Genomic DNA, 24,668 nt, shown 5'->3' with positions numbered 1-24,668 from the left:
AGCGTTCTCCACATGACGACCGACGCCATCGCCCGATTCGACGCCGACGCCGCCGCCCGGGGCCTCCGAGTCGAGGTGGTCGAGCGGCCCGCCGCGAACTCCCTCGCCGAGGCGGCCGACCTGCTCGGCATCGCACCGGGCGACATCGTCAAGACGCTCGTCGTGAAGCGCCACGACGGCGACTTCGTGCTGGCCCTGGTGCCGGGCGGGCGGAGCATCGCGTGGAAGAAGCTCCGGACGCTGGTCGGCGTCAACAAGCTGTCGATGCCCGACGCCGCCACGGCGCTCCAGGCCACCGGCTACGAGCGCGGGACGATCACCCCGATCGGTGCCGGGGACCTGCCGGTCTTCGCCGACGAACGCATCGTCGGTCGCCGGGTCGCCCTCGGCGCGGGTCGACACGGCGCGAGCGCCTTCGTCGACGCCGACGACCTCATCGCGGCCTACGGCGCGACGGTCGCCGACATCACCGACGAGGAACCCCCGCGCGGCTAGGCGAGGGGCCTAGTCCGGGACCTCGGACCAGTCGCCCTCGGCGCCCGGCACGAAGCACGAGTCGCCCTCGCACACGGGAGCGCCTCCGGTCAGCAACGGTGCGAGTCCAGGGACGGACTGGAGGCCCGGCTCGGCCCCGCCACGCACGTCGAGGTCCGTCATCGGGTCGCCTCCACGTCCGCGGGCTGCTCGCGCAGCGCGACGACCTGGCGCAGCACCTGCTCGAAGGCTGCCGGGTCCTGGGCGCCGGAGACGCCGTACTTGCCGTCGATCACGAAGAACGGCACACCGTTGATGCCGTACGCCTGGGCCTGCGCCTGGTCGGCCCGAACGTCGGCGATCTTGGCGTCGTCGCGCAGGGTGGCGAGCACCTCGTCGCGGTCGAGACCGATCTCCTCGGCGAGTGCCGCCAAGGAGGACTCCTGACCGACGTGCTCACCGCGCTCGAAGTACGCCGCGAACAGCCGCTCGACCATCTCGAGCTGCTTGCCGTGCTGCTTCGCGAGGTGGATGACCTGGTGGGCCTTGACCGTGTTGGTGTGGTGCATCGACTCGAAGTCGTAGTCGAGCCCGACCGACGCGGCGATCGCCGTGACCTGGTCGAGCATCTGCTGCGCCTGGTCCACGGGCATGCCCTTGTGGCCGGAGAGGAACTCCGCCTCGGTGCCCTCGAAGTCGACGGGGGTGTCCGGGCTCAGCTCGAAGGAGTGGTACTCGACGTCGACGGGGCCGCCGAACGCGGCGACGCCGGCCTCGAACTTCCGCTTGCCGATGTAGAACCAGGGGCACGCGATGTCCGACCAGACATCGACCTTCACAGAGTCGTTCATGTCCAACGACAACGCGGTCGGGCCCCGGGCATTCCCGGGTCCCGACCGCGTCGGTCGCGGTGCTAGGCGCCGATCAGGCGGGCGGCGAGGTACCCCTGCAGCTGGTCGAGCGAGACGCGCTCCTGGCTCATGGTGTCGCGCTCGCGCACGGTGACGGCCTTGTCCTCGAGCGTGTCGAAGTCCACCGTGATGCAGAACGGCGTGCCGATCTCGTCGTGGCGGCGGTAGCGACGACCGATCGCGCCGGCGTCGTCGAAGTCCACGTTCCAGGTCTTGCGGAGGTCGTCGGCGAGGCCGCGGGCGACGGGCGAGAGCTGCTCGTTGCGGGACAGCGGCAGCACCGCGGCCTTCACCGGGGCCAGGCGCGGGTCGAGGCGCAGGACGGTGCGCTTGTCGACGCCGCCCTTCGCGTTCGGGGCCTCGTCCTCGTGGTACGCGTCGAGCAGGAACGCCATCAGTGCGCGGGTCAGACCGAAGGACGGCTCGATGACGTACGGCACGTACTTCTCGTTCGCGGCCTGGTCGAAGAACCGCAGGTCCTTGCCGGACGACTCGATGTGGTTGTTGAGGTCGAAGTCGGTGCGGTTCGCGACACCCATGAGCTCGCCCCACTCGGAGCCCTGGAAGCCGAACCGGTACTCGATGTCCGCGGTGGCGTCGGAGTAGTGCGCGCGCTCGCCGTCCGGCACGTCGAAGCGCCGGAGGTTCTCCGGGTCGATGCCGAGGTCCGTGTACCAGGCGACCGAGTCCGCGATCCACTGCTCGTAGTGCTGCTCGGCGGTGGCCGGCGGCACGAAGTACTCGATCTCCATCTGCTCGAACTCGCGCGTGCGGAAGATGAAGTTCCCGGGGGTGATCTCGTTGCGGAACGCCTTCCCGACCTGGCCGATGCCGAACGGGGGCTTCATCCGGCTGGTCGTGACGACCTGGGCGAAGTCGACGAAGATGCCCTGCGCGGTCTCCGGGCGGAGGAAGTTCAGTCCCTCTTCGGACTCGACCGGGCCGAGGTAGGTCTTGAGCATCCCGGAGAACTCACGGGGCTCGGTCCACTGGCCGCGGGTGCCGCAGTTCGAGCAGGCGATCTCGGCCATGCCGCCCTCGGGCGCGCGGCCCTTCTTCGCCTCGAACGCCTCGATGAGGTGGTCCTCGCGGAACCGGTGGTGGCAGTGCAGGCACTCGACGAGCGGGTCCGTGAAGGTCGCGACGTGGCCGGAGGCCTCCCACACCTTGCGGGGCAGGATCACGGCGGAGTCGAGGCCGACCATGTCGCCACGGCCGCGGACGAACCGCTGCCACCACTGCCGCTTGATGTTCTCCTTCAGCTCCACGCCGAGGGGCCCGTAGTCCCACGCGGACCGGGATCCTCCGTAGATCTCACCCGACTGGAAGACGAACCCACGGCCTTTGGCGAGGGCGATGACCGAGTCGAGACGGGAGGGCTGAGCCAAGGAGAACTCCATCAGGTCGCCGAGCTGGATGCCCGGTGCGGAAAACGTAACCCGGCAAGACTAACGGGAGAGCACAGCGACGACGGCGTTCACGTCGGACTCGTCGTTCCAGTGGTGGAACGCGAGCCGCAGCCGCCCGGCGCGTCCCGACGCCGTGATCCCGGCAGCGCCGAGCGCCGCCAGCCCCGCACCCGACACGTCCGGGAAGGTCACGATGGCCTGGCCCTGCGGAGCCGACCCCATCGCGACGGCGACCTGGTCCGCGAGACGCGTGGCGTGCCTCCAGGCCGTTGCCGTGTCCAGGGACGCGACGTGCCGCAGGGCGGCGACCGCCCCGGGCCAGGCCTGCCACGCCGGGGAGACGTCGAACCGGCGGCCGTCGTCGGCGAGTCGCATCGCGGGGCCGTAGCAGGAGGACCACACGTCCTCGCCGGCGTACCACCCGGCCTGCACCGGCCGGAGCCAGTCGAGCGCCGACGTGGAGACCGTCATGAACGCGACGCCGCGCGGGGCGCAGAGCCACTTGTAGGCGTGCGTCACCGTCACGTCGAAGGGCGCTGCGGAGACCGGCAGGACACCGGCGGCCTGGGTGAGGTCGCACAGTGTGCGGGCGCCGGCCGCGCGCGCTGCGGCGACGATCGCCGCGGAGTCGGCGACGGCGCCCGTCGCGGACTGCACGGCGGACCAGGCGACGAGCGCCGTGTCGGGCCGCACGCTGCTGGCGAGGGCGTCGAGCGGGACACTCCGGACGCGGATCCCCCGGTGCGCCTGGGCGAGGAACGGGAAGACGATCGAGCTGAAGTCGCCCTCCGGGACGAGGACCTCGGCGCCGTCCGGCAGCGACGACGCGACGACCGCGGTCATCGCGGAGGTCTGCGAGCCGATCGCGACCCGGCTGGCATCGACGCCGACGATCTGCGCGAACAGGGCGCGCCCCGCTTCCACGAGCTCGCCGTACCGGATCGGACTCGATCCGCCGGTGCCCCACTCGTCGAGGTCGGCACGCATCGCCGCGAGGGTCCCCCGTGTCGGGAGCCCGGCGGTGCAGGCGGCGAGGTAGCCGTGGCCGTCGACGAAGGAGTCCATGCGGATCATGCTCGTGTGCGCCGATCCATCACACCAGAGCAGTTCCCTTTGCAGCGCCATAGCATTGCGTTATGGACGATCTCGACCCGCAGCTGCTCCGCGCGCTCCGGGCGATTGCCGACGCCGGGTCGATCACCGGCGCCGCAACCACCCTCGGGTACAGCCAGCCGGCCGTCAGCCAGCTCCTGCAGCGAGCCGAGCAGCGACTCGGGCACGCGCTGCTGCTCCGGGGCGCACGCGGCGTCACCCTGACCGAGGCGGGACAGGTGCTCGCCGACCACGCGTTGCACGTGCAGGCAGCCCTGACCGCTGCACAAGAGGACCTCGACGCCGTCGGAGGGCTCGCCCGCGGACGCGTCCGGATCGCCGGCTTCCCGAGCGCCTCGTCGACACTGGTACCCGCGGTGCTCGCGTCGATGGCGGCCGCGGTCCCCGGGGTCACGACGTCGTACGTCGAGGTCGAGCCGCCGGAGGCGCTCGAGCTGGTCCGGCGGGGCGAGGTCGACGTCGCGCTGACGTTCACGTACGTCGGTGACGACGTCGCGACCGACGCCGCACTCGTCACGCGGGCGCTGGGTCGCGATCCGCTCGCGGTCGTCCGGCTCGCGGTCGTCCGGCCCGCGCTCGTCCGGTCGGGAGGCCCGGGGCACGTCCGCCCCGCCGGCTCGGTCGGTGCCGTCGCCGGTTCCACGGCGGTCGATCTCGCCTCCCTGCGTGGTGCGCGCTGGATCGGCGGCTGCCCGCGCTGCCGCGGGCACCTGCTCGCCTCGTGCGCGAGCGCGGGGTTCGTGCCGGACATCGTGCTCGAGACCGACAACGCGGCAGCGGTCGTCGGACTCGTCGCGGCCGGACTCGGGGTGGCGCTCCTCCCCCGGCTGGCGCTCGCGACGACGGTGATCCCACCAGGGGTGTCGATCGATCCGGTCGACGACGAGCTCGCGCGGCGGGTCGAGGTCGTCGTCGCACGCGGTGCCGAACGGGTGCCGAGTGTCCGGGCGGCGCTCGAGGCGGTGCGCGCGGCGGAACCGTTGCTGGCCTGACCCGGTCCTCCGGCCAGTGTGTCTCCAGATGACCTCACAGGTGCAAGCATCGCACTCGCCTCGGGTGTGCTCGCGAGCTCGCTCGTCTGCGCAATCCCGCCTGCAGCCGCAAGTGCGGGCGACATGCGGTCCCAGCAACTCGGCGAGGTCGACCTGATCGCCGCGCTCGACGATCTCCGCGAGGCGGGGCTGGTGAGCGAAGACCGCTCAGAGCCGGACGGACTGCATTCCACCGTCGACCTCGGCGACGGCATGACGTTCGACATCGTCTCGGTTGACGACCAGGCCAGGCTCGGAGGGGGCTACGACTCGGGCGGGCACGACGTCTTGTTCAACCAGTTCGACCAAACGATTGTCGGGCAGATCGCCTGCCTCGCCGTCCAGGCAATCATCGCTGTCGCCGCCGCGGCCGTTTCAGCACAGAAGGGCACGTGCAAGAACAACAAGCAATTGCAGGTCTTCTTCTCGAACGACCACGCAGCGAAGAGCGGATGCGTGTGATGCGTGGCCCATCGGCTGTCGTCGTGATCGTGGTCGTGGGCTTGACGGCCGTGGCCGGACTCACCGCGATCGAGGTTGCCGACGTTGCGAGCTGGGTGTCCCTCTGCGCTCGAGTGGGGATCGGCCTGGTCGCGATCGTCGCAGGTCTGCTCATCAACAAGATCGTCAAGAGCGGGCGACGCCATCGTTGACCCGTCCGGGGCGTGCGGCTGGGCGGCGTCCTCGCCGCCCGACCGCCGGCCGGCGTGCCGGGTCAAGCGGTGGGGGCATCCACGGCGCCGCCGTACCGACGATCGCGGCTCGCGTACTCCTCGATCGCGCCCCACAGGTCGGAGCGTCGGAAGTCCGGCCAGAGCCGGTCGAGGAACACCATCTCGGCGTAGGCGGACTGCCACAGCAGGAAGTTGCTCGTCCGCTGCTCGCCCGAGCTCCGGAGGAACAGGTCGACGTCGGGCATCTCCGGCACGTACAGGCGCTTCGCGAGGGCCTTCTCGGTCACCTGGCTCGGCTTGAGCTTCCCCGCTGCGACGTCCTCCGCCAAGGACCGCACCGCGTCCGCGATCTCGTTCCGGCCGCCGTAGTTGACACACATCGTCAGGGTCAGGACGTCGTTGCCCGCCGTCATCTGCTCGGCGACCTCGAGTTCCTCGATGACGCTCCGCCAGAGTCGCGGACGCCGGCCGGCCCACCGGACCCGCACACCCCACTCGTTCAGCTGGTCACGGCGACGGCGGATCACGTCGCGGTTGAAGCCCATCAGGAACCGGACCTCTTCCGGGGAGCGCTTCCAATTCTCCGTCGAGAACGCGTACGCCGAGACGTGCTTGACGCCGATCTGGATCGCGCCCGCCACGACGTCGAGCAACGACGCCTCGCCCGCCTTGTGTCCCTCGATGCGCGTCAGGCCGCGGCCGTTCGCCCACCGGCCGTTGCCGTCCATCACGATCGCGACGTGCTCGGGCACGAACCGCTGCGGGATCGCCGGCGGCGTCTCGCCGGTCCAGTCGATCGGCCGGAACGGCTCGGCGGCGTCGGATCGGCGGGGGCTCATGCGATGGGCGTTCCTTCTGCTGTGCCCGGTCCGAGGTCGGGTTCCGGGAGGGGTGGTGCGGGAGTCGCTGCAACCGCGCGTGCCGTCGCCGCCACCGGATCGTGCCCGGGCCCGTGTGTCGGCATCGCCGCCGGGTGCTCCGTGCGGTCGACGTGCGGGAGCGACTTCAGCGATCGTTCCAGGTGCCACTGGGCGTAGGCCGCGACCACGCCGGAGGCTCGCGACCTGGTGCGTTCCTCGGCCGAGTCCACCGTGGCCCAGTCCCCGGCGAGCAACGACCCGAGGATCGAGAGCGTCGTGGAGTCGAGCCGTGGCGAACCCGGAGGCGCGGCACCGTCGGCCACCACGCCACCGAGCTGCACGACGAAGGCCGAGTGCGGCCCGGGTTCACCGGTGACGGCGCAGTCCGAGAACGAGGGCGCCCACCCCGCGATGCTCATCGCCCGCAGCAGGTACGAATCGAGGGTGGCGGAGGGCACGTGCTCGCCGCGGGACAGGGAGCGGAGCGCGCCGACGAGCAGCAGGTACTGCTGCAGGCCGGCGTCCGCCTCGCTCAGGCGGTCGGCGGTCTCGACCATGGCGCTCGCTGCGGTGTACGCGCTGTAGTCCGCGACGATCTGCGCGCCGTACGACCCGAGAGACTCGGCCTGCGTGACGATGTCGAGCGAGCGGCCCTCGTAGAACTGGGCGTCCACGACCATGAACGGTTCAAGTCGGGAGCCGAACTTCGATGCGGTGCGCCGGACGCCCTTCGCGACCGCGCGGATCTTGCCGTGCTGCCGACTCAGCATCGTCACGATGCGGTCGGCTTCACCGAGCTTGTGCGTGCGGAGCACGACGCATTCGTCCCGGTAGAGCGGCATCCCCCCAGTATCCCCCGGTCCCCCGACACCGCGTGCCTGGTGGCGCCCGCGCGGCAGGTCGTTCCGCGCGGTGGAGGTCGGGCCGCGCTCCAGAGGTCGATCCGTGCGTAGGAGGTTGAATCGCGCGTAGGAGGTCGGAAGTTCTGACCGCCCACGCGCGAATTCACTTACCAGCGCGACCGCGATGGGTTGGAACGCCGTCGGGTCGCACCCCCGAACGCACATCGCGCCCCGTCTGGACGGGGCGCGATGTGTTCATCGGGGCGCGACCTGAGGTCCGCCGAGGACGGTCAGGCCGAGACGAGCTCCGGGGCCGCGCCCGATGCAGCTCCGGCACGCACGGCGCGGTTCACCGCGGAGACGATCGCCTTGAGCGACGCCGTCGCGATGTCGGCGTCGATCCCGACGCCCCAGAGCCGCACGCCGTCGACGTCGAGCTCGACGTACGACGCGGCCTTGGCATCACCGGAGGCGCTCATCGTGTGCTCCGAGTAGTCGTAGAGCGTCACGTCGACGCCCTGCTCCCGCATCACCGAGAGGAACGCGTCGATCGGTCCGGTGCCGACGGCCTCGGCGGTGACGGCGCCCTCGTCGACGCGCAGCGCGACCGAGAGGTTCGTCGTGCCGTCGAAGTCGCTCGAGGTCGCCGTCTTCGTGATCTCGTAGCGGCCCCACTTGTCCTCGTCGACCGGGGACGGCAGGTACTCGTCGCGGAACAGGTCCCAGATCTTCTCGGAGCTGAACTCGCCGCCCTCGGTGTCGGTGCGCTGCTGCACGACACCGGAGAACTCGATCTGCAGCTTGCGGGGCAGGTCGATCGCGTGGTCCGTCTTGAGCAGGTACGCGACCCCGCCCTTGCCGGACTGCGAGTTGACGCGGATGACGGCCTCGTACGAACGGCCGATGTCCTTCGGGTCGACGGGCAGGTATGGCACCGCCCACTCGACGTCGTCGATGCTCTTCCCTGCTGCGGCTGCCTTGGCCTTCATCGCGTCGAAGCCCTTGTTGATCGCGTCCTGGTGCGACCCGCTGAACGCCGTGTAGACGAGGTCGCCCGCCCACGGCTGGCGCTCCGGCACGGGCAGCTGGTTGCAGTACTCCACCGTCCGCTTGATCTGGTCGATGTCCGCGAAGGAGATCTCCGGGTCGATGCCCTGGGTGAACAGGTTCATGCCGAGGGCGACCAGGTCGACGTTGCCGGTGCGCTCCCCGTTGCCGAACAGGCACCCCTCGATGCGGTCCGCGCCGGCCATGTAGCCGAGCTCGGCGGCCGCGACGGCGGTACCGCGGTCGTTGTGCGGGTGCAGCGACAGGATCACGTCCTGGCGGTGGGCGAGGTTCCGCGACATCCACTCGATCGAGTCGGCGTAGACGTTCGGCGTCGCCATCTCGACCGTGGCGGGCAGGTTGATGATGACCTTGCGCTCCGGGGTCGGCTCGAAGACCTCGAGCACGGCGTTGCAGATCTGCAGCGCGACTTCGAGCTCGGTGCCCGTGTAGGACTCCGGCGAGTACTCGTAGTACACCGTCGTGTCGTGCTGCAGGGTCGCCTCGGCCGCCTTGCAGAGCTTCGCTCCGGCGACGGCGATGTCGACGACGCCCTGCACGTCGGTGCGGAAGACGACCTCGCGCTGGACGATCGACGTCGAGTTGTACAGGTGGACGATGGCCTGCTTCGCGCCGTCGATCGCCTCGTACGTGCGCTGGATCAGGTGCTCGCGCGCCTGGGTCAGGACCTGGATGGTGACGTCGTCGGGGATGGCGCCCTCGTCGATGAGGCTGCGCACGAAGTCGAAGTCCGTCTGCGAGGCGCTGGGGAACCCGACCTCGATCTCCTTGTAGCCCATGCGGACGAGCAGGTCGAACATCGCGCGCTTGCGCTCGGCGTCCATCGGGTCGATGAGGGCCTGGTTGCCGTCACGGAGGTCCACTGCGCACCAGCGCGGCGCCTTGTCGATGCGCTTCGTCGGCCAGGTGCGGTCGGGCAGCTCGACGGTGATCTGCTCGTGGAAGGGGACGTACTTGTGGATCGGCATCCCGGAGGGGCGCTGGGTGTTCTGCATGGTGTCGCACTTTCGTCGTGTGGTGGAGTGTGCGGCCACGACGGACTCCGCGACGAGGTGGGCCGTTGTGTCAGGCCTCGTCGCGGCAGCGAAGAAGGAGGAGCGCCGAGTACATCGCTGCCAACGGTAGCACCGCTCCCCACCCGTGTGACAGGGTGCGGGCGGGCGCGGGCGGGTGCGGTCCGTCGCCCGGGGTTCCACAATCACGGCATCTCGTGCCGCCGCACGCACGAAACGGGACACCTGGACGAACCTGAGCGGCGAGTCGTGGCACCTCGGGCCCGTGCCGCCCCACCCGGCGCACCCGCCGCCCACCCCGGTGAGATCGCACCTCGTGTCGTCGGCGGGCGCACGGGTCCGACACGAAGTGCGATCTCAGCGGGCCGGGCGGGCGCGCCCGGCCGGGCGCGGCCGGCCGGGCGCGCGCAGCCGGGCGCGCGCAGCCGGGAGGCCCGGTGCCAGGTGGCACCGGGCCTCCCGGGCGGGAGCGCGGCGGGGCTCAGTCGACCGCGAGCGCCTCGGTCGGCGGCACGCGCATCGCGCGCCGCACCGGTGCCACGGTGGCGGCGACCGCGAGCACCAGCGCCCCGACCACCACGATGACGATCGTCATCGGGGGCAGCACCGGAGCCCCCGGAGCACCGAGCGACCCGAGGAGCGTCTGCCCGCCGACCCAGCCGTAGAACGTGCCGAGGACGAGTCCGGTGAGCACGGCCGCGACGACCATCTGCACGGCCTCGGTGATGATCATCCGGCGGACCTGCGCCCCGGTGAGCCCGAGGACGCGGAGGAGCCCGAGCTCGCGGCGCCGCTGGAGCACCCCGAGCGCCAGTGCGTTGACGACCCCCACCGCGGCGATCACCGCGGAGAACCCGACGATGACGCTGACGACGCCGTTGACCTGCACGAAGAAGTCCCGCATGCCCTGCAGCTGCTCCGGGCCGCCGCCCTGGAGCTGCCCACGGAGCTGTGCTTCGAGCACGTGCTGCATCATCCCGAGCGCGACCGCGAACGTCACGAGCAGCGTGACACCGATGACGAGCCCGATCGTCGCCCGCGAGGACCGACCCGGCGCCCGCAGCGCGTTGCGGCCGGCGAGCAGGACGACGGGGTCCTTCGCCCCGATCCGTCCGATCAGCGCCAGCACGGGCGGCATCACGATCGTGGCGCCGACCGAGACGCCGGCGAACGAGACGAACCCGCCGAGCGCTGCCGGCAGCACGGCGATCGGCGTCGCCGCGCTGAGCGCCAGCCCGAGGACCATCAGCGCACCCCCACCGGCCATCAGCAGGATCGCCCAGACCTTCCGCGCGGTGCCCGAGCGGACGTCGTCGTGACTCGGCTCGACACTCGAGGACAGCGCTTCCAGCGGGGTCACCGTCAGCACACGACGGGACCCGACGCCGAACGCACCCCAGGTGGCGAGCACCACGGCGACGACCGGGAGCACGAGCTGCCACGGCACGAGCGTGTACGAGGTGTCCGGCAGGAAGTCGGTGCTCCGGAGGATCGCGACGAAGAGCGCGCTCAGCCCGGTGCCGACGACGACCCCGATCACACCGCCGAGTACCCCGACGACGAGGCCCGCCCGCACGATGCGGGACCGGAGCGTCGCCCCGGTGGCACCGACGAGCCGCTGCAGCGCGATGATCCGCGTCTGCCCGGCGATGAGCGTCGCGCAGGTGTTCGCGGTGACGATCGCCCCGACGTAGAGCGCGATGCCGAGGAACAGCCACCCGATCACGTCGAGGACGGACTTCACGGCGGCGAGGTCCGACAGCCCGAGGGCGCCGAGTGCCTCGGTCACGATGCCGGGCGCGATGACGAGTGCCGACCCGAACGTGGTGCCGAGCGCGGCCACCAGGATCGTCGGGCTGAACTCCTTGACGGTGTTCACGCTGCTGCCTCCATCCCGAGCATCGTGGTGGAGATGTCGGCGGCGCTCATCGCGGGGCGGTCCCCAACGATCCGGCCGTCGGCCAGGAACAGGATGCGGTCCGCGTTGGCGGCGGCGACCGGGTCGTGCGTGACCATCACGACGCTCTGGCCCCACTCCGCCACGGCGCCGCGCAGGATCGCGAGCACGTCGCGTCCGGTGCGGGAGTCGAGTGCGCCCGTCGGCTCGTCCGCCACGACCACCGCGGGCCGGGACGCGAGCGCCCGAGCGATCGCGACACGCTGCTGCTGACCGCCGGAGAGCTGGTGCGGCCGGTGCCCGAGCCGGTTGCCGAGCCCGAGCATGTCCACCAGCCGGTCGATCCACGCCGACTCGTCCCGCGACGGCTTGTGTCCGCCGAGCAGGAACGGCAGCCGGATGTTCTCGCTGACGTCGAGCGTCGGCACCAGGTTGAACGACTGGAACACGAACCCGAGGCGCCGACGGCGCAGCTCGGTGAGGTCCTTGTCGCCGAGCTGCGTGATGTCCACGCCGTCGATCCGGATCCTGCCCGCGGAGACCGCGTCGAGCCCGGCCGCGACGTGCATGAGCGTCGACTTGCCCGATCCGGACGGCCCCATCACCGCGGTGAACTCGCCCGCGCCGATGTCGACGCTGACGTCGTCGAGCGCCGTCACCCGGCGCGCGGCGTCGCCGTAGTGCTTGGACACGTGGTCGAGTCGGATGATCGGTTCGTGGCTGGTGGTCATGTACCCACCATGACGGCCGGGAGGCCCGGGGCGCGTCGGTCCGTCGGCTTCTGTGGATGAGTCGAACGGTGCACATCCCGGTGCGTCCGTCATCCGGGAGGATGACGGACGACGCGGGGGCTCAGTCCCGCGTGACGAGGCCGTGCTCGTGGGCGAACACGACGAGCCGCACGCGGTCCCGCAGTCCGAGCTTGGTGAGCACCCGGGAGATGTGGGTCTTCACCGTGGCCTCGCTGACGTACTCGTGCTGGGCGATCTCGCTGTTGCTGAAGCCCCGCGCCGCCAGGTCGAAGATCTCCCGCTCGCGGGGCGTCAGGTCGTCGACGGCGGCCGGGACGTTCGCCGCGCGTTCGGCGGAGTCGTCGTACCGGCGCAGGAGCTCACGCGTGGCCGACGCCGCGAACACCGCGGTGCCCGCGTGCACGGTGCGGATCGCCGCGAGCAGGAACTCCGGGTCGGCGTCCTTCAGCACGAACCCGCTCGCCCCCGCGCGGATGGCCTTCGCCGCCGCCTCGTCGAAGTCGAACGTGGTGAGCACGAGCACCTTCGCCCCGTCGGTGCCGGCGTTCTCGACGATCTTCGCGGTCGCGGTGATGCCGTCCATCACGGGCATCCGCACGTCCATCAGCACGACGTCGGGCCGACCGCGGCGCACGAGCTCGACGCCCTCGGCGCCGTCCCCGGCCTCGCCCACGAACTGCAGGTCCGCCTGCGAGTCGATGAGCATCCTGATGCCGGTCCGGAACAGTGCCTGGTCGTCCACGAGTGCGACGCGGATGGGGTTCTCGTTCATCGTGCGGTGCGCTCCTGGTCCGTCGAGGTGAACAGCCCGCGGGGCATCTGCCCGCTGGCCGGGTGTGCGGGGATCCGGACGGCGACCGCGAAGTCCTCGCCACGGGGGCCGGCGGTCATGCTGCCCCCGGACAGCGTGGCACGCTCCCGCATGCCGACCAGCCCGTGCCCGGTCCCGGGGCCCGCCCGGCCGTGGTCGGCACGACGGTTGACCACGTCGATCTCGACGGTGTCCGGCCGGTAGGTCAACGTCGTGCGCACCGGGGTGCCGTGCTCGCCGTGCTTGTACGCGTTCGTCAGGCTCTCCTGGACGATCCGGTACACCGCGAGCTGCGTGGTGGTGGGCAGCCCCGCGGAGTCGCCGCGACGCTCGACCTGGACGTCGAGGCCGACGTCCCGCATCTCGCCGACGAGCTGCTCGATGTCGTCGATGTCCGGTGTCGGGGCGGTGCCCTGTTCGTGCCGGAGTGCCCCGAGGAGCTCGCGGACGTCACCGAGTGCCCGACGCGCGGTGCTCGAGATCGTGCCGAGGGCCTGGTCCGCGACGGCCGGGTCGGCCCGGAGCGCGTACCGGGCGCCGTCGGCCTGGGCGATGACGACGGCCAGGGAGTGCGCCACGATGTCGTGCATGTCCCGGGCGATCCGGACTCGTTCCTGTTCGACCGCGACGGCACGGTCGGCCCTGGCCGCGTCGCGCTCCGCCAGCAGCTGGGCCTCACGGCTCATGCTCGCCGCCCGGCGGGTGCGGACGACGAGCCCGGCGAGCCACGGCAGCAGCAGGAGCGCCAGGATGACGACGAGGTACGCCAGGGTGACCTGGACCGACTCCTGCGCCGGCGGGCTCGCGGTGTCGAGGCCGAGCCGCTGGAAGTAGTCCCGGACCCCGACGTACACCGCGGCGGTGATCGCGCCGACGATCGCGGAGACGAGCCCCGCCACCCGGACCCGCCGGCTGCCGTAGGCGCTCGTCGTGTAGACCACCCCGGCGATGAAGGCGTCGGCGAGGTCGGGCTGCTGCCCGCTCACCATCTGGAACACGGCGGTGACCCAGGCGATCGTGAGCGCGAGCCCCGGGGAGAGTCGGCGGAGTGCGAGGGCGACGGTCATCCCGAGGACGACGACGTACCCGAGCGGTCCGTCGATCCCCCGCGTCGACACGATCGCGACGAGGGCACCGAGCACGCCGGCGACGACGAGGTCGACCGTGATCTGGGCGCGCAACATGGGACGGAACACCCGTCCACGGTACGGCGGTCCGGTCACGGGCGCGTCACTCCGGCGAATGACTCGGACGGCCGGGTCAGAACCCGAGCCGGCCGAGCTGCTTCGGGTCGCGCTGCCACTCCTTCGCGACCTTCACCCGGATGTTCAGGTACACGTGGCGGCCGCCGAGCAGCGACTCGATCTCGGCACGCGCGCGCGTCCCGACGTCCTTGAGCCGCTCGCCCTTGTGCCCGATCACGATCGCCTTCTGGCTGTCCCGCTCGACGAACAGGTTCGCGAAGATGCGGAGCGGCCCGTTCGGGTCGTCGTCGGGATCCGGCTCGACCATGTCCTCGATCAGCACGGCGAGGGAGTGCGGGAGCTCGTCGCGGACGCCCTCGAGCGCGGCCTCGCGGATGAGCTCGGAGATCCGTTCCTCGCTGGTCTCCTCGGTGACGGCATCGGCGCCGTACAGCGCGGGCGACTCGGGCAGCAGCGCGGTGATCTCGCCGAGCAGGGCCTCGAGCTGCGTGCCCTTCGTCCCCGAGGTCGGCACGATCGCGTCCCATTCGCGGAGCGCCGAGACGGCCAGGAGCTGCTCGGCGATCTTCTCCTTGCCGGCACGGTCGACCTTCGTCACGATCGCGATCTTCTTCGCGCGCGGGAAGTGGTCGAGCGTCTCGTTGATGAACCGGTCGCCCGGGCCGATCGGCTCGTTCGCCGGGACGCAGAAGCCGATCACGTCGACGTCGCCGAGGGTCGACTGCACGAGGTCGTTGAGCCGCTCCCCTAGCAGCGTGCGCGGGCGGTGCACACCGGGGGTGTCGACGATGATGACCTGCCCGTCCGGGCGGTGCACGATGCCGCGGATCGCCCGGCGCGTGGTCTGCGGCTTCGAGGAGGTGATCGCCACCTTCTCACCGACCAGGGCGTTCGTCAGCGTGGACTTGCCGACGTTCGGGCGGCCGACGAACGAGACGAACCCGGCTCGGTAGGGCGTGGCGGAGGTGTCGGTCATGGGTGCGTGGTTCCCGTCGTGGTGGATGCGGTGTCGTCGAACGCCTGCTCCGCGCCGGCGAGGGCGTCGGTGCGTTCGGCGAGCACGGAGATGAGGTGGCGGCGCTTGCCCTCGACACGGTCGGCCGTCAGCACGACGCCGGACACGGTGACGGACTCGCCCGCGGTGGCGAGGTGCCCGAGTTCCTTCGTGAGCAGGCCGCCGGCGGTGTCGACGTCGTCGTCGTCGAGGTCGATGCCGAACAGGTCGCCGAGGTCGTCGATCGGCATCCGCGCGGAGACCCGCCAGACGCCGCCGCCGAGGTCGACGCGGTCGACGACGGTGCGGTCGTACTCGTCGGAGATGTCACCGACGAGCTCCTCGATGAGGTCCTCCATGGTGACGAGTCCGGCGACGCCGCCGTACTCGTCGACGACCAGCACGAGGTGGTTCTTCGCGGCCTGCATGTGCCGGAGCGTCTCGTCGGCGTGCTTGGACTCCGGCACGAACTCGGCGACGCGCAGCAGCGACGTGACCGGGCGACCGTGGGCGTCGGCGCTCTCGTAGAGCGCCCTGGCGAGGTCGCGGAGGTAGACCACGCCGAGGACGTCGTCGCTGTCCCGCCCGGTGACGGGCATCCGGGAGACGCCGGCGGCGAGGAACTGCTCCATCACCGCGGCGAGGGTGTCTGCGGCGTCCGCGGTGACCATGTCGGTCCTCGGCACCATCACCTCGCGCACCAGGGTGTCGCTGAACTCGAACACCGAGTGGATGAGGTCGCGGTCCTCGTCCTCGAGCACGTTGCTCTCCGTGGCCTCGTCGACGAGGGACAGCAGCTGTTCCTCGCTGGAGACGCTCGACGTGCTGCCGTTCCGGCCCGGGGTCACCCGGTCGCCGATGACCACGAGGAGCCCGGCGAGCGGCCCGAGCACGATGCGGACGGCGTGCACCAGCCCGCCGGTGACCGCGACGAGCCGGTCGGCGTGCGCACGCCCGACGCTCCGCGGGCTGGACCCGACCAGGACGAACGAGACGGCCGTCATGATCGCCGCGGAGACGATGAGCGCCAGCCACCAGGTGTCGAGCACCGAGAACAGCGCGATCGTGACGAGCACGGCGGCCGCGGTCTCGGCGAGCACGCGGAAGAAGTTGAGCGCGTTGACGTGCGCGCCGACGTCGTCCGCGATCGCCTCGATCGCGCGGCGGCGCTTGCTGCCGCGGGCGATCTCGTCGAGGTCCGCGCGCGACAGGACACCGAGCGCGGCGTCCGAAGCGGCGAGGAGCCCGCCGAGGACGACGAGCACGAACGCCACCGCGAGCAGGACGGCGACGAGCAGCACTGCGGTCACCGCCCCCGGCGCTGCGCGGCGAAGGCGGTCAGGATCTCCCCCTGCAGCCCGAACATCTCGGCCTTCTCCTCGGGCTCGGCGTGGTCGAAGCCGAGGAGGTGGAGGATGCCGTGGCAGGTGAGCAGCAGGAGCTCGTCCGTCGTCGAGTGACCGGCGGTCTTCGCCTGGGCCTCGGCCACCTGGGGGCAGAGCACGATGTCGCCGAGGAGCCCGGCCGGGGTCGGCTCGTCCTCGGTGCCCGGGCGGAGCTCGTCCATCGGGAAGCTCAGCACGTCGGTGGGACCCGGCTCGTCCATCCACCGGACGTGCAGCTGCTCCATCGCGCCCTCGTCGACGAGCACGATCGCGAGTTCGGCGTCCGCGTGCACGTGCATCGCGTCGAGCGCGAAGGCCGCGAGCCGCTGGACGGCGTCGTCGTCGATGTCCACACCGGACTCGTTGTTGAGCTCGATGCTCACCGGGTTCCTCCTCGGGGGTCGTTCTGGGGGTACGGGCTGTGCTGGCGGTCCTGCGGCGGACGGCCGCGGCGCTCGGCGCGGTTCGCGCCGGCCGGGTTCGGCGTCGGCGCGGTGCCACGGCCGCCGGGGCGGTGTCCGGCCTGCTCGGCGAGCCGCTGCTCGTCGTAGACCGTGTACGCGTCGACGATGCGGCCGACCAGCGTGTGGCGGACGACGTCCTCGCTGCCGAGGCGGGCGAAGTGGATGTCGTCCACCTCGGACAGGATCTGCGTGACGATGCGCAGACCCGAGACGTTGCCGGGCAGGTCGACCTGGGTGATGTCGCCCGTGACGACCATCTTCGAGCCGAACCCGAGACGCGTCAGGAACATCTTCATCTGTTCCGGCGTCGTGTTCTGGGCCTCGTCGAGGACCACGAAGGAGTCGTTCAGCGTCCGCCCGCGCATGTACGCCAGCGGAGCGACCTCGACCGTGCCGGCGGCCAGCAGCTTCGGCACGAGCTCGGGGTCCATCATCTCGTTGAGCGCGTCGTACAGCGGCCGGAGGTACGGGTCGATCTTGTCGGTGAGCGTGCCCGGCAGGAACCCGAGACGCTCGCCGGCCTCGACCGCGGGGCGGGTCAGGATGATGCGGGTGACCTCGCGCCGCTGCAGGGCCTGCACGGCCTTGGCCATCGCCAGGTACGTCTTGCCGGTGCCGGCTGGACCGATGCCGAACGTGATCGTGTTCTCGTCGATGGCGTCGACGTAGCGTCGCTGCCCATCGGTCTTCGGGCGCACCGACTTGCCGCGGCTGGACACGATCGGCGTGCCGAAGACGTCGGCGGGGCTGCGTTCCTCGTCGATGATGCGGGCCGAGGTGGGGATGTCGCCCTGGCCGATGTCCTGGCCGCGCCGCACCATGCCGACGAGTTCGTCGACGAGCGCACGGGCACGGGCGACGTCGCGCTCCGGCCCGGTGAGCGTGACCTCGTTGCCACGGACCAGCACCCGGACCCCCGGGTACTGGCGTTCGACGGTCTTCAACAGCCGGTCCTGCGGGCCCAGGAGCTGGACCATCGCGATCCCGTCGACGCTGAGTTCCGAGACGGCTTCTGGCTCTGGGTGTGCGGTGTCGTCAGCTGGCAAGGGTGCCTTCCTGCAGGTCGCCTGCGAGTACGTGCGCGTGCACGTGGAACACGGTCTGTCCGACGGTCTCGCCGGTGTTGAAGACGAGACGGTACTGCCCACCGGAGCGCTCGTCGGCGATGCGCTGCGCGGTGGCCACGATGTGGGCGAGGAGGTCCGGGTCACCCGCGGCCAGTTCGGTCACGTTGGCGTAGTCCTCGGTCTTGGGGACGACGAGCACGTGCACGGGGGCCTTGGGCGCGATGTCCTCGAAGGCGATGACACGGTCGTCCTCGGTCACGATGGTGGCCGGGATCTCCCGCGCGATGATCTTCGAGAAGACGCTGGGCGTGCTGGTGCTCATTGCTCCATCGTAGAACCCGTGACCGACTCGCAGTCTTCCCAGATCATCCCGATCCCGCAGCGCATACGGCTGGCGATGCAGGTCGGGTCTGCGATCGACGGGGCTGCCGCTACCACCGACCCAGCCGTGCCTGCAGCACGGCGAGGGCCGCGGGACCGGCCGTCGAGGTCCGGAGCACGCTGTCGCCGAGCCGCACCCGCACGGCACCGGCGGCGGTGAGCCGATCCAGCTCGGAGCCGTCGATCCCGCCCTCCGGGCCGACCACCAGGACGATCTCGGTGGCGTCGGACGGCGGTTCCCAGGTCGCCAGCCGCACCGTGGCGGTCGGATCGAGCACGACCAACGCGACCCGGGCCTCCAGACCGGAACCACCGGAACGGCCGGAACGGCCGGAACCACCGGAACCGCCGGAACCGCCGGAACCGCCGGAACCAGACCCGACCCCCGCAGCCAGCGCAGCCGTCGTCACCGGCGCCGAGACGGACGGCACCCGCGACCGGATCGCCTGCTTCGCGGCCTCGTGGGCGATCGCCTGCCACCGGGCCCGGCCCTTCGCGACCTTCGCGCCCTCCCACCGGGAGACGCTCCGCGCCGCCGCCCACGGCACGACGTGGTCGACACCGATCTCGGTCGCCGCCTGCACCGCCATCTCGTCCCGGCCGCCCTTCGCGAGCGCCTGCACGAGCGTCAGCGCCGGGACGGGGACCGGCGAGGTGGTCAGCGACGCGACGGTGAGCACGAGCGCGTCCCGGTCGACCGAGGCCACCGTGCCGACCGCGACGGTCCCCTGGCCGTCCGAGATCCGCAGGGTCTCCCCCACGCGGACCCGGGACACCGTCACGGCGTGCCGGCCCTCGGTGCCGTCGAGCGCCACGGACCCGCCGACGGCCACGCCGTCCAGCGAGTCGACCAGGTAGAGCGACGCCATCAGAAGTTGAAGAAGCGGTCGCGGAGCTTGCCGAACATGCCCTGCTGGAACTTCGCGAGCTGCGGGGGCGACGCCTTGTGCGACTTCGCGAGCTGCTCGACGAGCTGGCGTTCCTTGTGCGAGAGCTTGGTCGGGGTGACGACCTGCACGCCGACCCGCAGGTCGCCGCGGCCGTTCCCGCGCAGCTTCGTCACGCCGCGGTCCTTGAGGACCAGGACGTCGGCGCTCTGCACACCCGGACGGATCTCGAGCTCGACCGGGCCGTCCAGGCCGTCGATCGTCGTCGTGGTGCCGAGGACCGCATCGGTCATGGCGACCTCGAGCGTGGCGAGGAGGTCGTCCCCGTCGCGGCTGAAGACGTCGTGGTGGCGCACGCGGATCTCGAGGTAGAGGTCGCCGGAGGGTCCGCCGGCCGGGCCGACCTCACCCTGACCGGGCATCTGCAGGCGCAGCCCGGAGTCGACGCCGGCGGGCACGTCGACCGGGATCGTCCGGCGCGCGCGGACGCGGCCCTGCCCCTGGCAGGTGGGGCACGGGTTCGGGATGACGGTGCCGTGCCCGCGGCAGGTGCCGCACGGCGCGCTCGTCACGACGTTGCCGAGGAGCGAGCGGACCTGGCGCTGGATGTGCCCGGTGCCGCCGCAGATGTCGCAGGTGCGCGGGCTCGTGCCCGGCGCGCAGCAGGAACCACCGCACGTCTCGCAGAGCACCGCGGTGTCCACCTCGACGTCCTTGTGGGTTCCGAAGACGACCTCGTCGAGGTCGACGTCGATGCGGAGCAGCGCGTCCTGGCCGCGCTCGGCGCGGCTGCGCGGACCGTTGCCACGGCTCCCACCGCCTCCGCCGCCGAAGAAGGCGTCGAAGATGTCGCTGAAGCCGCCCGCGCCGCCGCCGCCGAACGGGTTGTCGGCCTGCGGGCCGGCGTCGTACCGACGACGCTGCTCGGGGTCGCTCAGCACGTCGTACGCGTGCGTCACGTCCTTGAAGCGCTCGGCGGCGTCCGGGCTCGGGTTCACGTCCGGGTGCAGTTCGCGGGCGAGGCGGCGGTACGCCTTCTTGATGTCGGCGTCGGCCGCGTCACGCGGGACACCGAGGACGTCGTAGTGGTCTGCCACGTGTTCCTCAGGTAGGTTTCGTCGGTCTTGCTGGTGGATCGGTCTGGAGGCCCGGGTCGGCTGCCGCGCTCAGCGCGCGTCCCCGGGGTGGTCGGTCGTCAATTCTCTCCGAGCAGCCTGGACAGGTACCGCGCGACCGCGCGGACCGCGGCCATGTTGGTGCCGTAGTCCATCCGGGTGGGGCCGAGGACGCCGAGGCGCGCGACCTCGCCGCCCGCCGCGACGTACCCGCCGGCGACGATGCTGGTCGCGTCGAGGCCGTACTCCGCGTTCTCGACGCCGATCCGTGCGGTGACGGAGACGTCGTCGAGCTGCATCTCCCCGAACAACCGGAGCAGGGTCACTTGTTCCTCGATCGCTTCGAGGACCGGGAACAGCCCGCCGGAGAAGTCCTGTTCGCTCTTCGCGAGGTTCGCCGCCCCCGCCATCAGCAGGCGGTCCTGCCGGTTGGCGGCGACCTGTTCGATGAGGGTCGCGACCACCACCCCGGCGAGGGTCTGCGACTCCGGCCGGATCTGCGCCGGGATCGCCCGGAGCGCCGTCGGGACGTCCTGCAGCAGGAGTCCGACCGCGGCACCGTTCACCACGGCGCGGAGCTCGACGAGCGCGGACTCGTCGAGGGTGACGTCCGTCTCGACCACCCGCTGCTCGACCCGGGCGGTGTCGGTGATGAGCACCACCATCAGGCGGGTGTCCCCGAGCCGGACGAGTTCGACGTGCTGCACCCGGGCGCGCACCATCGACGGGTACTGCACCAGGGCGACCTGGTTCGTGAGCTGGCTGAGCAGCCGGACGGTGCGGCTGAGCACGTCGTCGAGGTCGTTCGAGGCGCCGAGGAACGTCTCGATGGCCTGCCGCTGGGCGCTGGTCAGCGGGCGGGCGGCAGCGAGGTGGTCCACGAAGAGCCGGTAGCCCTTGTCCGTCGGCACCCGGCCGGACGACGTGTGCGGAGCGATGATGAGCTGCTCGTCCTCGAGCAGGGCCATGTCGTTGCGGATCGTGGCGGCGCTGACGCCGAACGCGTGGCGCTCCACGATGGACTTGGACCCGACCGGCTCGCGTGAGGCGACGTAGTCGCGCACGATCGCCTTGAGGACCTCGAGGGACCGTTCACTGACCACCGGGACCCCTTCCGCTCGTGCTGGCACTCGGATGTGACGAGTGCTGATCCTACGCCCGACCACCGACGTCCCGACACTTCTGCACCGGTGTGGATACGCTCGTGCGCATGAGCTACGGACAGCCGCCGAACGGACCCCAGGGCTACGGACAGCAGCCCGGCGGACCGCAGTACCAGCCGCCCCAGCCGATGACGCCCGAGGACCAGCGCCTCTGGGCCACCCTGACGCACATCGGTGGGATCTTCTTCAACTTCATCGTGCCGCTCGTGGCGTACATCGTGCTGCGCGACCGCGGGCAGTTCATCCGCGAGCACACCCGGCAGGCGCTGAACTTCCACATCACGGTCGCGATCGCGAGCTTCGTGTCCGGCCTGCTGACGATCGTGCTGATCGGGTTCGTGCTGCTCCCGGTGATCGGGGTGCTCGTGGTCGTGTTCGCGATCATGGCCGCCGTCGCCGCGAACCAGGGCCGGTTCTACCGGTACCCGCTCACGTTCCAGTTCATCAAGGACTAGTCGAGCAGTTCCCGCACCACGGCGTCGGCGAGCAGCCGGCCCGGCAGCGTGAGTTCCAGGCGCCCCGGCCGGGCCAGCGCGCTGCGACCGTCCACCAGACCGCGGGCGATGAGCCCGGCGACCCGGCCACGGGCCTCCGGTCGGATCTCCTCGGTGCGCAGCTCCCCGCGGACGCGCGCGGCCAGCAGCAGGCGCTCCACGTACCGGGTCTCGTCGTCGATCGTCTCGCGTCCGGCGGCCGGGGACTCGTCGGCGAGCACCCGGTTCGCGTACGCGGCCGGGTGCTTGACGTTCCACCACCGGGTGCCGGCGACGCTGGAGTGCGCACCGGGTCCGACGCCCCACCAGTCGTGGCCCTTCCAGTACGACAGGTTGTGCCGGCTGACGTGCTCGTCGCCGCGCGCCCAGTTGGAGACCTCGTACCAGCCGTACCCGGCGTCACCGAGCACCTGGTCCGCGAGCTCGTACATGTCCGCGGCGAGGTCGTCGTCCGGTGCCGGCAGCTCCCCGCGGGAGACGGCACGGCCCATCGCGGTGCCGTCCTCGACGATGAGCGAGTACGCCGACACGTGGTCGGGCTCGCAGGCGATGGCCGCGTCGAGCGAGGTGCGCCAGTCGTCCAGGGACTCCCCCGGCGTCGAGTAGATCAGGTCGAGTGAGACGTCGAGCCCCTGCTGCTTCGCGAGGTCGACGACGTCCGGCACCCGGAGCGGGTCGTGGGTGCGGTCGAGCGTGGCGAGCACGTGCGGGACCGCGGACTGCATGCCGTAGCTCATCCGCGTGAAACCCGCCCGCTGCAGGGTCGCGATCGACTCCGCGTCGACGGAGTCCGGGTTCGCCTCGGTCGTGACCTCGGCCCCGGGCAGGATCCCCCACGTGTCGTCGATCGCCCGCAGGATCATCGCCAGGTCGCTCGCGGGGAGCATGGTCGGGGTGCCGCCACCGAAGAAGACGGTCGAGACGGGACGGCGAGCCACGCCGGAGCGGTCGAGCACGGAGGCGGCCCAGGCGATCTCGCGGACGGCGTGCCCGGCGTAGTCGTCACGGCGGACACCGCGGAGCTCGGATGCCGTGTACGTGTTGAAGTCGCAGTACCCGCAGCGAACCCGGCAGAACGGCACGTGCACGTAGACGCCGAACGGCACGTCACCCGATCCGGCAGCGGGGGTGATCAGTCCGTCCGCGGGTGCCGGGTCGGCGATCGGGAGAGCACTCGGCATGGAGTCCATTGTCCGCCATGATGGAGGCATGGAGCACCACCCCGTCCCGACCACGGTGCTGTGGGACATCGACGGCACCCTCGTCCGCAACGCCACCTCGCCCGGCAACCTGTACCACCTCGCGCTCGAGCGGGCGACGGGCCGCGACCTCCCCCTGCTCGTCGGGCACCAGCACGGCCGGACCGACGCCGGCATCATCGCCGAGCACGTCCGTGCCCACGACCTCGGCGACGACCTGATCCCGACCGTCAGCCGGCACCTCCGCGACCTCTCCGAGGAACGGCACCGCTCGGGCGAGCACCGCACCGCGGCTCCCGGGGCCACGGCGCTCGTCGCCCGGTTCGCCGAGATCGGTTGGCGCAACGGGCTGCTCACCGGCAACTCGGCCTACCGCGCGCGGGTCAAGCTCGCCGGCGCCGGGTTCGACGTCGACGCCTTCGACTGGGAGCACTCGTACTTCGGCGACGAGGAGGTCGAGCGCACCGGCGTGACGGCCCTCGCCGCGGCAGCACTCGCCGGCACCCGCGCCGTCATCGTCGGCGACACCCCGCGCGACGGCGAGGCCGCCGACGCCGTCGGCATCCCGTTCCTCGCGGTCGCGACCGGCGTCTACGACGTCGACGCGCTCCGGCACACGAACGCGGTCGCCATCGCCCGCGACTGCGTGTCCGACGCCGCGCTCATCGAGGACGCGATCGCCGCGCTGCCGCCGCTGCGGCACGAGGGCTGAGCGCGGACTAGTCGCCGCGCAGCGCCTCGAGGTACTTCTCCGCCATCACGCGCTGCTGCCGACGGAGCAGCGGGGCGACGAAGCGCCACTTCGCGCTCGCCGGCTGCGAGAACTGCCGGATCTGCAGCCACACCGAGCCGTCGGCGGTGCGCTCGATGACGAAGGACTCCTCGCCCGAGAGCGGGTGCCCCTCGAGCGTGCCGTAGGCGAAGCCCTTGCGGTCCGGCTCGTCGATGATCGACACGACCCGCACCGGCGCCTGCACCGTCTGCCCGAACGCGTGCATCGTCAGCACCGCGCTCGTCCCCGCCGTCACGAGCGGGGTGCCGTCCGGCGCGAACTGCTCCACCCGCGGGGTCCCGATCGAGGCCGGCGCGATCGGCACGCCCTGCTCGTCGAAGGTCACCGGGTTGTAGCGGACCTCGTCGTCGTCCGGTGCGTCGTCGACGCGCACCGCGATGCCGCTGCGCTCCTGGATCTGCCACGTCAGCGCCTGGGTCACCGCGGTCTCGAAGCGCTGGTCGCCGTGACCGATGCGCGAGCGCGACTCCGCCGGGACGAATCCCTCGGGCGGGTAGGTCATCAGGTCGGGCGCCTGTGTGGCACCGACTGCTCCGTAGGTCAGGGCGGTCAGGTACCCTCCGCGGCTGCTCATCAGGCCATCGTACTGGGGGTGCACGGCCGGGTCGAACCCACGCGGTCCGGCCCGCCGTCCGCTTTCCGCGCACCCCGAACTGGAGGCCGTGC

At 71.4% G+C, this 24,668-nt stretch carries 27 protein-coding genes; 6 read left to right on the top strand and 21 right to left on the bottom strand.

Annotated features, from left to right (window positions below; genetic code table 11):
- Positions 1-12: 12 nt before the first annotated feature.
- Positions 13-495 carry an aminoacyl-tRNA deacylase gene (locus tag ACIPJY_RS01005; protein WP_400460505.1) on the top strand — a complete coding sequence of 161 codons (483 nt, stop codon included), beginning with the start codon at positions 13-15 and terminating at the stop codon, positions 493-495.
- Positions 496-504: 9 nt separating this feature from the next.
- Here the strand turns inward: ACIPJY_RS01005 and ACIPJY_RS01000 are convergent, their stop codons facing one another.
- From ACIPJY_RS01000 to ACIPJY_RS00985, 4 genes are all read right to left on the bottom strand, one after another.
- A complete protein-coding gene (locus tag ACIPJY_RS01000; protein ID WP_400460507.1) occupies positions 505-657 on the bottom strand; it encodes a hypothetical protein in 153 nt (50 codons plus the stop codon).
- A complete protein-coding gene (locus ACIPJY_RS00995) occupies positions 654-1,325 on the bottom strand; it encodes a DsbA family protein (protein WP_400460509.1) in 672 nt (223 codons plus the stop codon). The genes ACIPJY_RS01000 and ACIPJY_RS00995 overlap by 4 nt, the downstream gene beginning before the upstream one ends.
- 62 nt (positions 1,326-1,387) lie before the next feature.
- Positions 1,388-2,773 (bottom strand): glycine--tRNA ligase, encoded by a 1,386-nt coding sequence (locus ACIPJY_RS00990; RefSeq protein ID WP_400460510.1) that lies wholly within the window; start codon positions 2,771-2,773, stop codon positions 1,388-1,390.
- Positions 2,774-2,833: 60 nt separating this feature from the next.
- Positions 2,834-3,859: an aminotransferase class V-fold PLP-dependent enzyme gene (locus tag ACIPJY_RS00985; protein WP_400460512.1), complete on the bottom strand. Its 1,026-nt coding sequence runs from the start codon at positions 3,857-3,859 to the stop codon at positions 2,834-2,836.
- Positions 3,860-3,930: 71 nt separating this feature from the next.
- Here ACIPJY_RS00985 and ACIPJY_RS00980 point away from each other — a divergent pair, with 71 nt between their 5' ends.
- From ACIPJY_RS00980 to ACIPJY_RS00970, 3 genes are all read left to right on the top strand, one after another.
- Positions 3,931-4,899: a LysR family transcriptional regulator gene (locus ACIPJY_RS00980; RefSeq protein WP_400460514.1), complete on the top strand. Its 969-nt coding sequence runs from the start codon at positions 3,931-3,933 to the stop codon at positions 4,897-4,899.
- A gap of 123 nt (positions 4,900-5,022) precedes the next feature.
- Complete coding sequence (locus ACIPJY_RS00975) at positions 5,023-5,400, top strand: hypothetical protein (protein ID WP_400460516.1); 378 nt, start codon at positions 5,023-5,025, stop codon at positions 5,398-5,400.
- Entirely contained in the window at positions 5,400-5,591 is a 192-nt protein-coding gene (locus tag ACIPJY_RS00970) for a hypothetical protein (protein ID WP_400460518.1), read from the top strand. The genes ACIPJY_RS00975 and ACIPJY_RS00970 overlap by 1 nt, the downstream gene beginning before the upstream one ends.
- A 62-nt stretch (positions 5,592-5,653) precedes the next feature.
- Here the strand turns inward: ACIPJY_RS00970 and ACIPJY_RS00965 are convergent, their stop codons facing one another.
- The 15 genes from ACIPJY_RS00965 to hrcA form a co-directional block, all read right to left on the bottom strand.
- Positions 5,654-6,451 carry an isoprenyl transferase gene (locus ACIPJY_RS00965; RefSeq protein WP_400460520.1) on the bottom strand — a complete coding sequence of 266 codons (798 nt, stop codon included), beginning with the start codon at positions 6,449-6,451 and terminating at the stop codon, positions 5,654-5,656.
- Positions 6,448-7,314 carry a DNA repair protein RecO gene (gene recO, locus ACIPJY_RS00960; RefSeq protein WP_400460522.1) on the bottom strand — a complete coding sequence of 289 codons (867 nt, stop codon included), beginning with the start codon at positions 7,312-7,314 and terminating at the stop codon, positions 6,448-6,450. Before recO ends, ACIPJY_RS00965 begins: the two co-directional genes overlap by 4 nt.
- A 290-nt stretch (positions 7,315-7,604) precedes the next feature.
- Positions 7,605-9,377 carry a 2-isopropylmalate synthase gene (gene leuA, locus ACIPJY_RS00955; RefSeq protein ID WP_400460524.1) on the bottom strand — a complete coding sequence of 591 codons (1,773 nt, stop codon included), beginning with the start codon at positions 9,375-9,377 and terminating at the stop codon, positions 7,605-7,607.
- Positions 9,378-9,876: 499 nt separating this feature from the next.
- Complete coding sequence (locus tag ACIPJY_RS00950) at positions 9,877-11,274, bottom strand: FtsX-like permease family protein (RefSeq protein WP_400460526.1); 1,398 nt, start codon at positions 11,272-11,274, stop codon at positions 9,877-9,879.
- Positions 11,271-12,023, bottom strand: coding sequence for an ABC transporter ATP-binding protein (locus ACIPJY_RS00945; protein WP_400460527.1), 753 nt, complete (start codon positions 12,021-12,023; stop codon positions 11,271-11,273). The genes ACIPJY_RS00950 and ACIPJY_RS00945 overlap by 4 nt, the downstream gene beginning before the upstream one ends.
- A gap of 121 nt (positions 12,024-12,144) precedes the next feature.
- Positions 12,145-12,816: a response regulator gene (locus ACIPJY_RS00940; RefSeq protein WP_400460529.1), complete on the bottom strand. Its 672-nt coding sequence runs from the start codon at positions 12,814-12,816 to the stop codon at positions 12,145-12,147.
- Positions 12,813-14,051, bottom strand: a complete 1,239-nt coding sequence (locus ACIPJY_RS00935; protein WP_400460531.1) for a histidine kinase — start codon at positions 14,049-14,051, stop codon at positions 12,813-12,815. The genes ACIPJY_RS00940 and ACIPJY_RS00935 overlap by 4 nt, the downstream gene beginning before the upstream one ends.
- Positions 14,052-14,115: 64 nt before the next feature.
- A complete protein-coding gene (gene era, locus ACIPJY_RS00930; RefSeq protein WP_400460533.1) occupies positions 14,116-15,036 on the bottom strand; it encodes a GTPase Era in 921 nt (306 codons plus the stop codon).
- Positions 15,033-16,355, bottom strand: a complete 1,323-nt coding sequence (locus ACIPJY_RS00925; RefSeq protein WP_400460895.1) for a hemolysin family protein — start codon at positions 16,353-16,355, stop codon at positions 15,033-15,035. The genes era and ACIPJY_RS00925 overlap by 4 nt, the downstream gene beginning before the upstream one ends.
- Before the next feature lie 5 nt (positions 16,356-16,360).
- The gene (gene ybeY, locus ACIPJY_RS00920) at positions 16,361-16,822 is read right to left on the bottom strand and encodes an rRNA maturation RNase YbeY (protein ID WP_123653137.1); all 462 of its coding nucleotides are present in this window, start codon (positions 16,820-16,822) and stop codon (positions 16,361-16,363) included.
- Positions 16,819-17,880 (bottom strand): PhoH family protein, encoded by a 1,062-nt coding sequence (locus ACIPJY_RS00915; RefSeq protein ID WP_400460897.1) that lies wholly within the window; start codon positions 17,878-17,880, stop codon positions 16,819-16,821. Before ACIPJY_RS00915 ends, ybeY begins: the two co-directional genes overlap by 4 nt.
- Before the next feature lie 58 nt (positions 17,881-17,938).
- Positions 17,939-18,292, bottom strand: coding sequence for a histidine triad nucleotide-binding protein (locus ACIPJY_RS00910; protein WP_400460536.1), 354 nt, complete (start codon positions 18,290-18,292; stop codon positions 17,939-17,941).
- Between the two features lie 109 nt (positions 18,293-18,401).
- Entirely contained in the window at positions 18,402-19,220 is an 819-nt protein-coding gene (locus ACIPJY_RS00905; RefSeq protein WP_400460538.1) for an RsmE family RNA methyltransferase, read from the bottom strand.
- The gene (gene dnaJ / locus ACIPJY_RS00900) at positions 19,220-20,335 is read right to left on the bottom strand and encodes a molecular chaperone DnaJ (RefSeq protein WP_400460540.1); all 1,116 of its coding nucleotides are present in this window, start codon (positions 20,333-20,335) and stop codon (positions 19,220-19,222) included. Before dnaJ ends, ACIPJY_RS00905 begins: the two co-directional genes overlap by 1 nt.
- Before the next feature lie 98 nt (positions 20,336-20,433).
- Positions 20,434-21,456, bottom strand: coding sequence for a heat-inducible transcriptional repressor HrcA (gene hrcA, locus ACIPJY_RS00895; RefSeq protein ID WP_400460542.1), 1,023 nt, complete (start codon positions 21,454-21,456; stop codon positions 20,434-20,436).
- Positions 21,457-21,563: 107 nt separating this feature from the next.
- Here hrcA and ACIPJY_RS00890 point away from each other — a divergent pair, with 107 nt between their 5' ends.
- A complete protein-coding gene (locus ACIPJY_RS00890) occupies positions 21,564-21,971 on the top strand; it encodes a DUF4870 domain-containing protein (protein WP_400460544.1) in 408 nt (135 codons plus the stop codon).
- On the opposite strand, the gene hemW is transcribed toward ACIPJY_RS00890, so the two are convergent.
- Positions 21,968-23,191, bottom strand: coding sequence for a radical SAM family heme chaperone HemW (gene hemW, locus ACIPJY_RS00885; protein WP_400460546.1), 1,224 nt, complete (start codon positions 23,189-23,191; stop codon positions 21,968-21,970). The genes ACIPJY_RS00890 and hemW overlap by 4 nt on opposite strands.
- Before the next feature lie 28 nt (positions 23,192-23,219).
- Between hemW and ACIPJY_RS00880 the strand changes: the two genes are divergently transcribed.
- Complete coding sequence (locus ACIPJY_RS00880; protein ID WP_400460548.1) at positions 23,220-23,921, top strand: HAD family hydrolase; 702 nt, start codon at positions 23,220-23,222, stop codon at positions 23,919-23,921.
- Between the two features lie 7 nt (positions 23,922-23,928).
- On the opposite strand, the gene ACIPJY_RS00875 is transcribed toward ACIPJY_RS00880, so the two are convergent.
- Positions 23,929-24,576: a DUF1990 family protein gene (locus ACIPJY_RS00875; RefSeq protein ID WP_400460550.1), complete on the bottom strand. Its 648-nt coding sequence runs from the start codon at positions 24,574-24,576 to the stop codon at positions 23,929-23,931.
- Between the last annotated feature and the right edge of the window lie 92 nt (positions 24,577-24,668).

It is taken from the genome of Curtobacterium sp. NPDC090223 (assembly GCF_044746585.1).
In the GTDB taxonomy this organism is placed as follows: Bacteria; Actinomycetota; Actinomycetes; order Actinomycetales; family Microbacteriaceae; genus Curtobacterium.
This window is presented reverse-complemented; position numbering and strand designations above follow the sequence as displayed.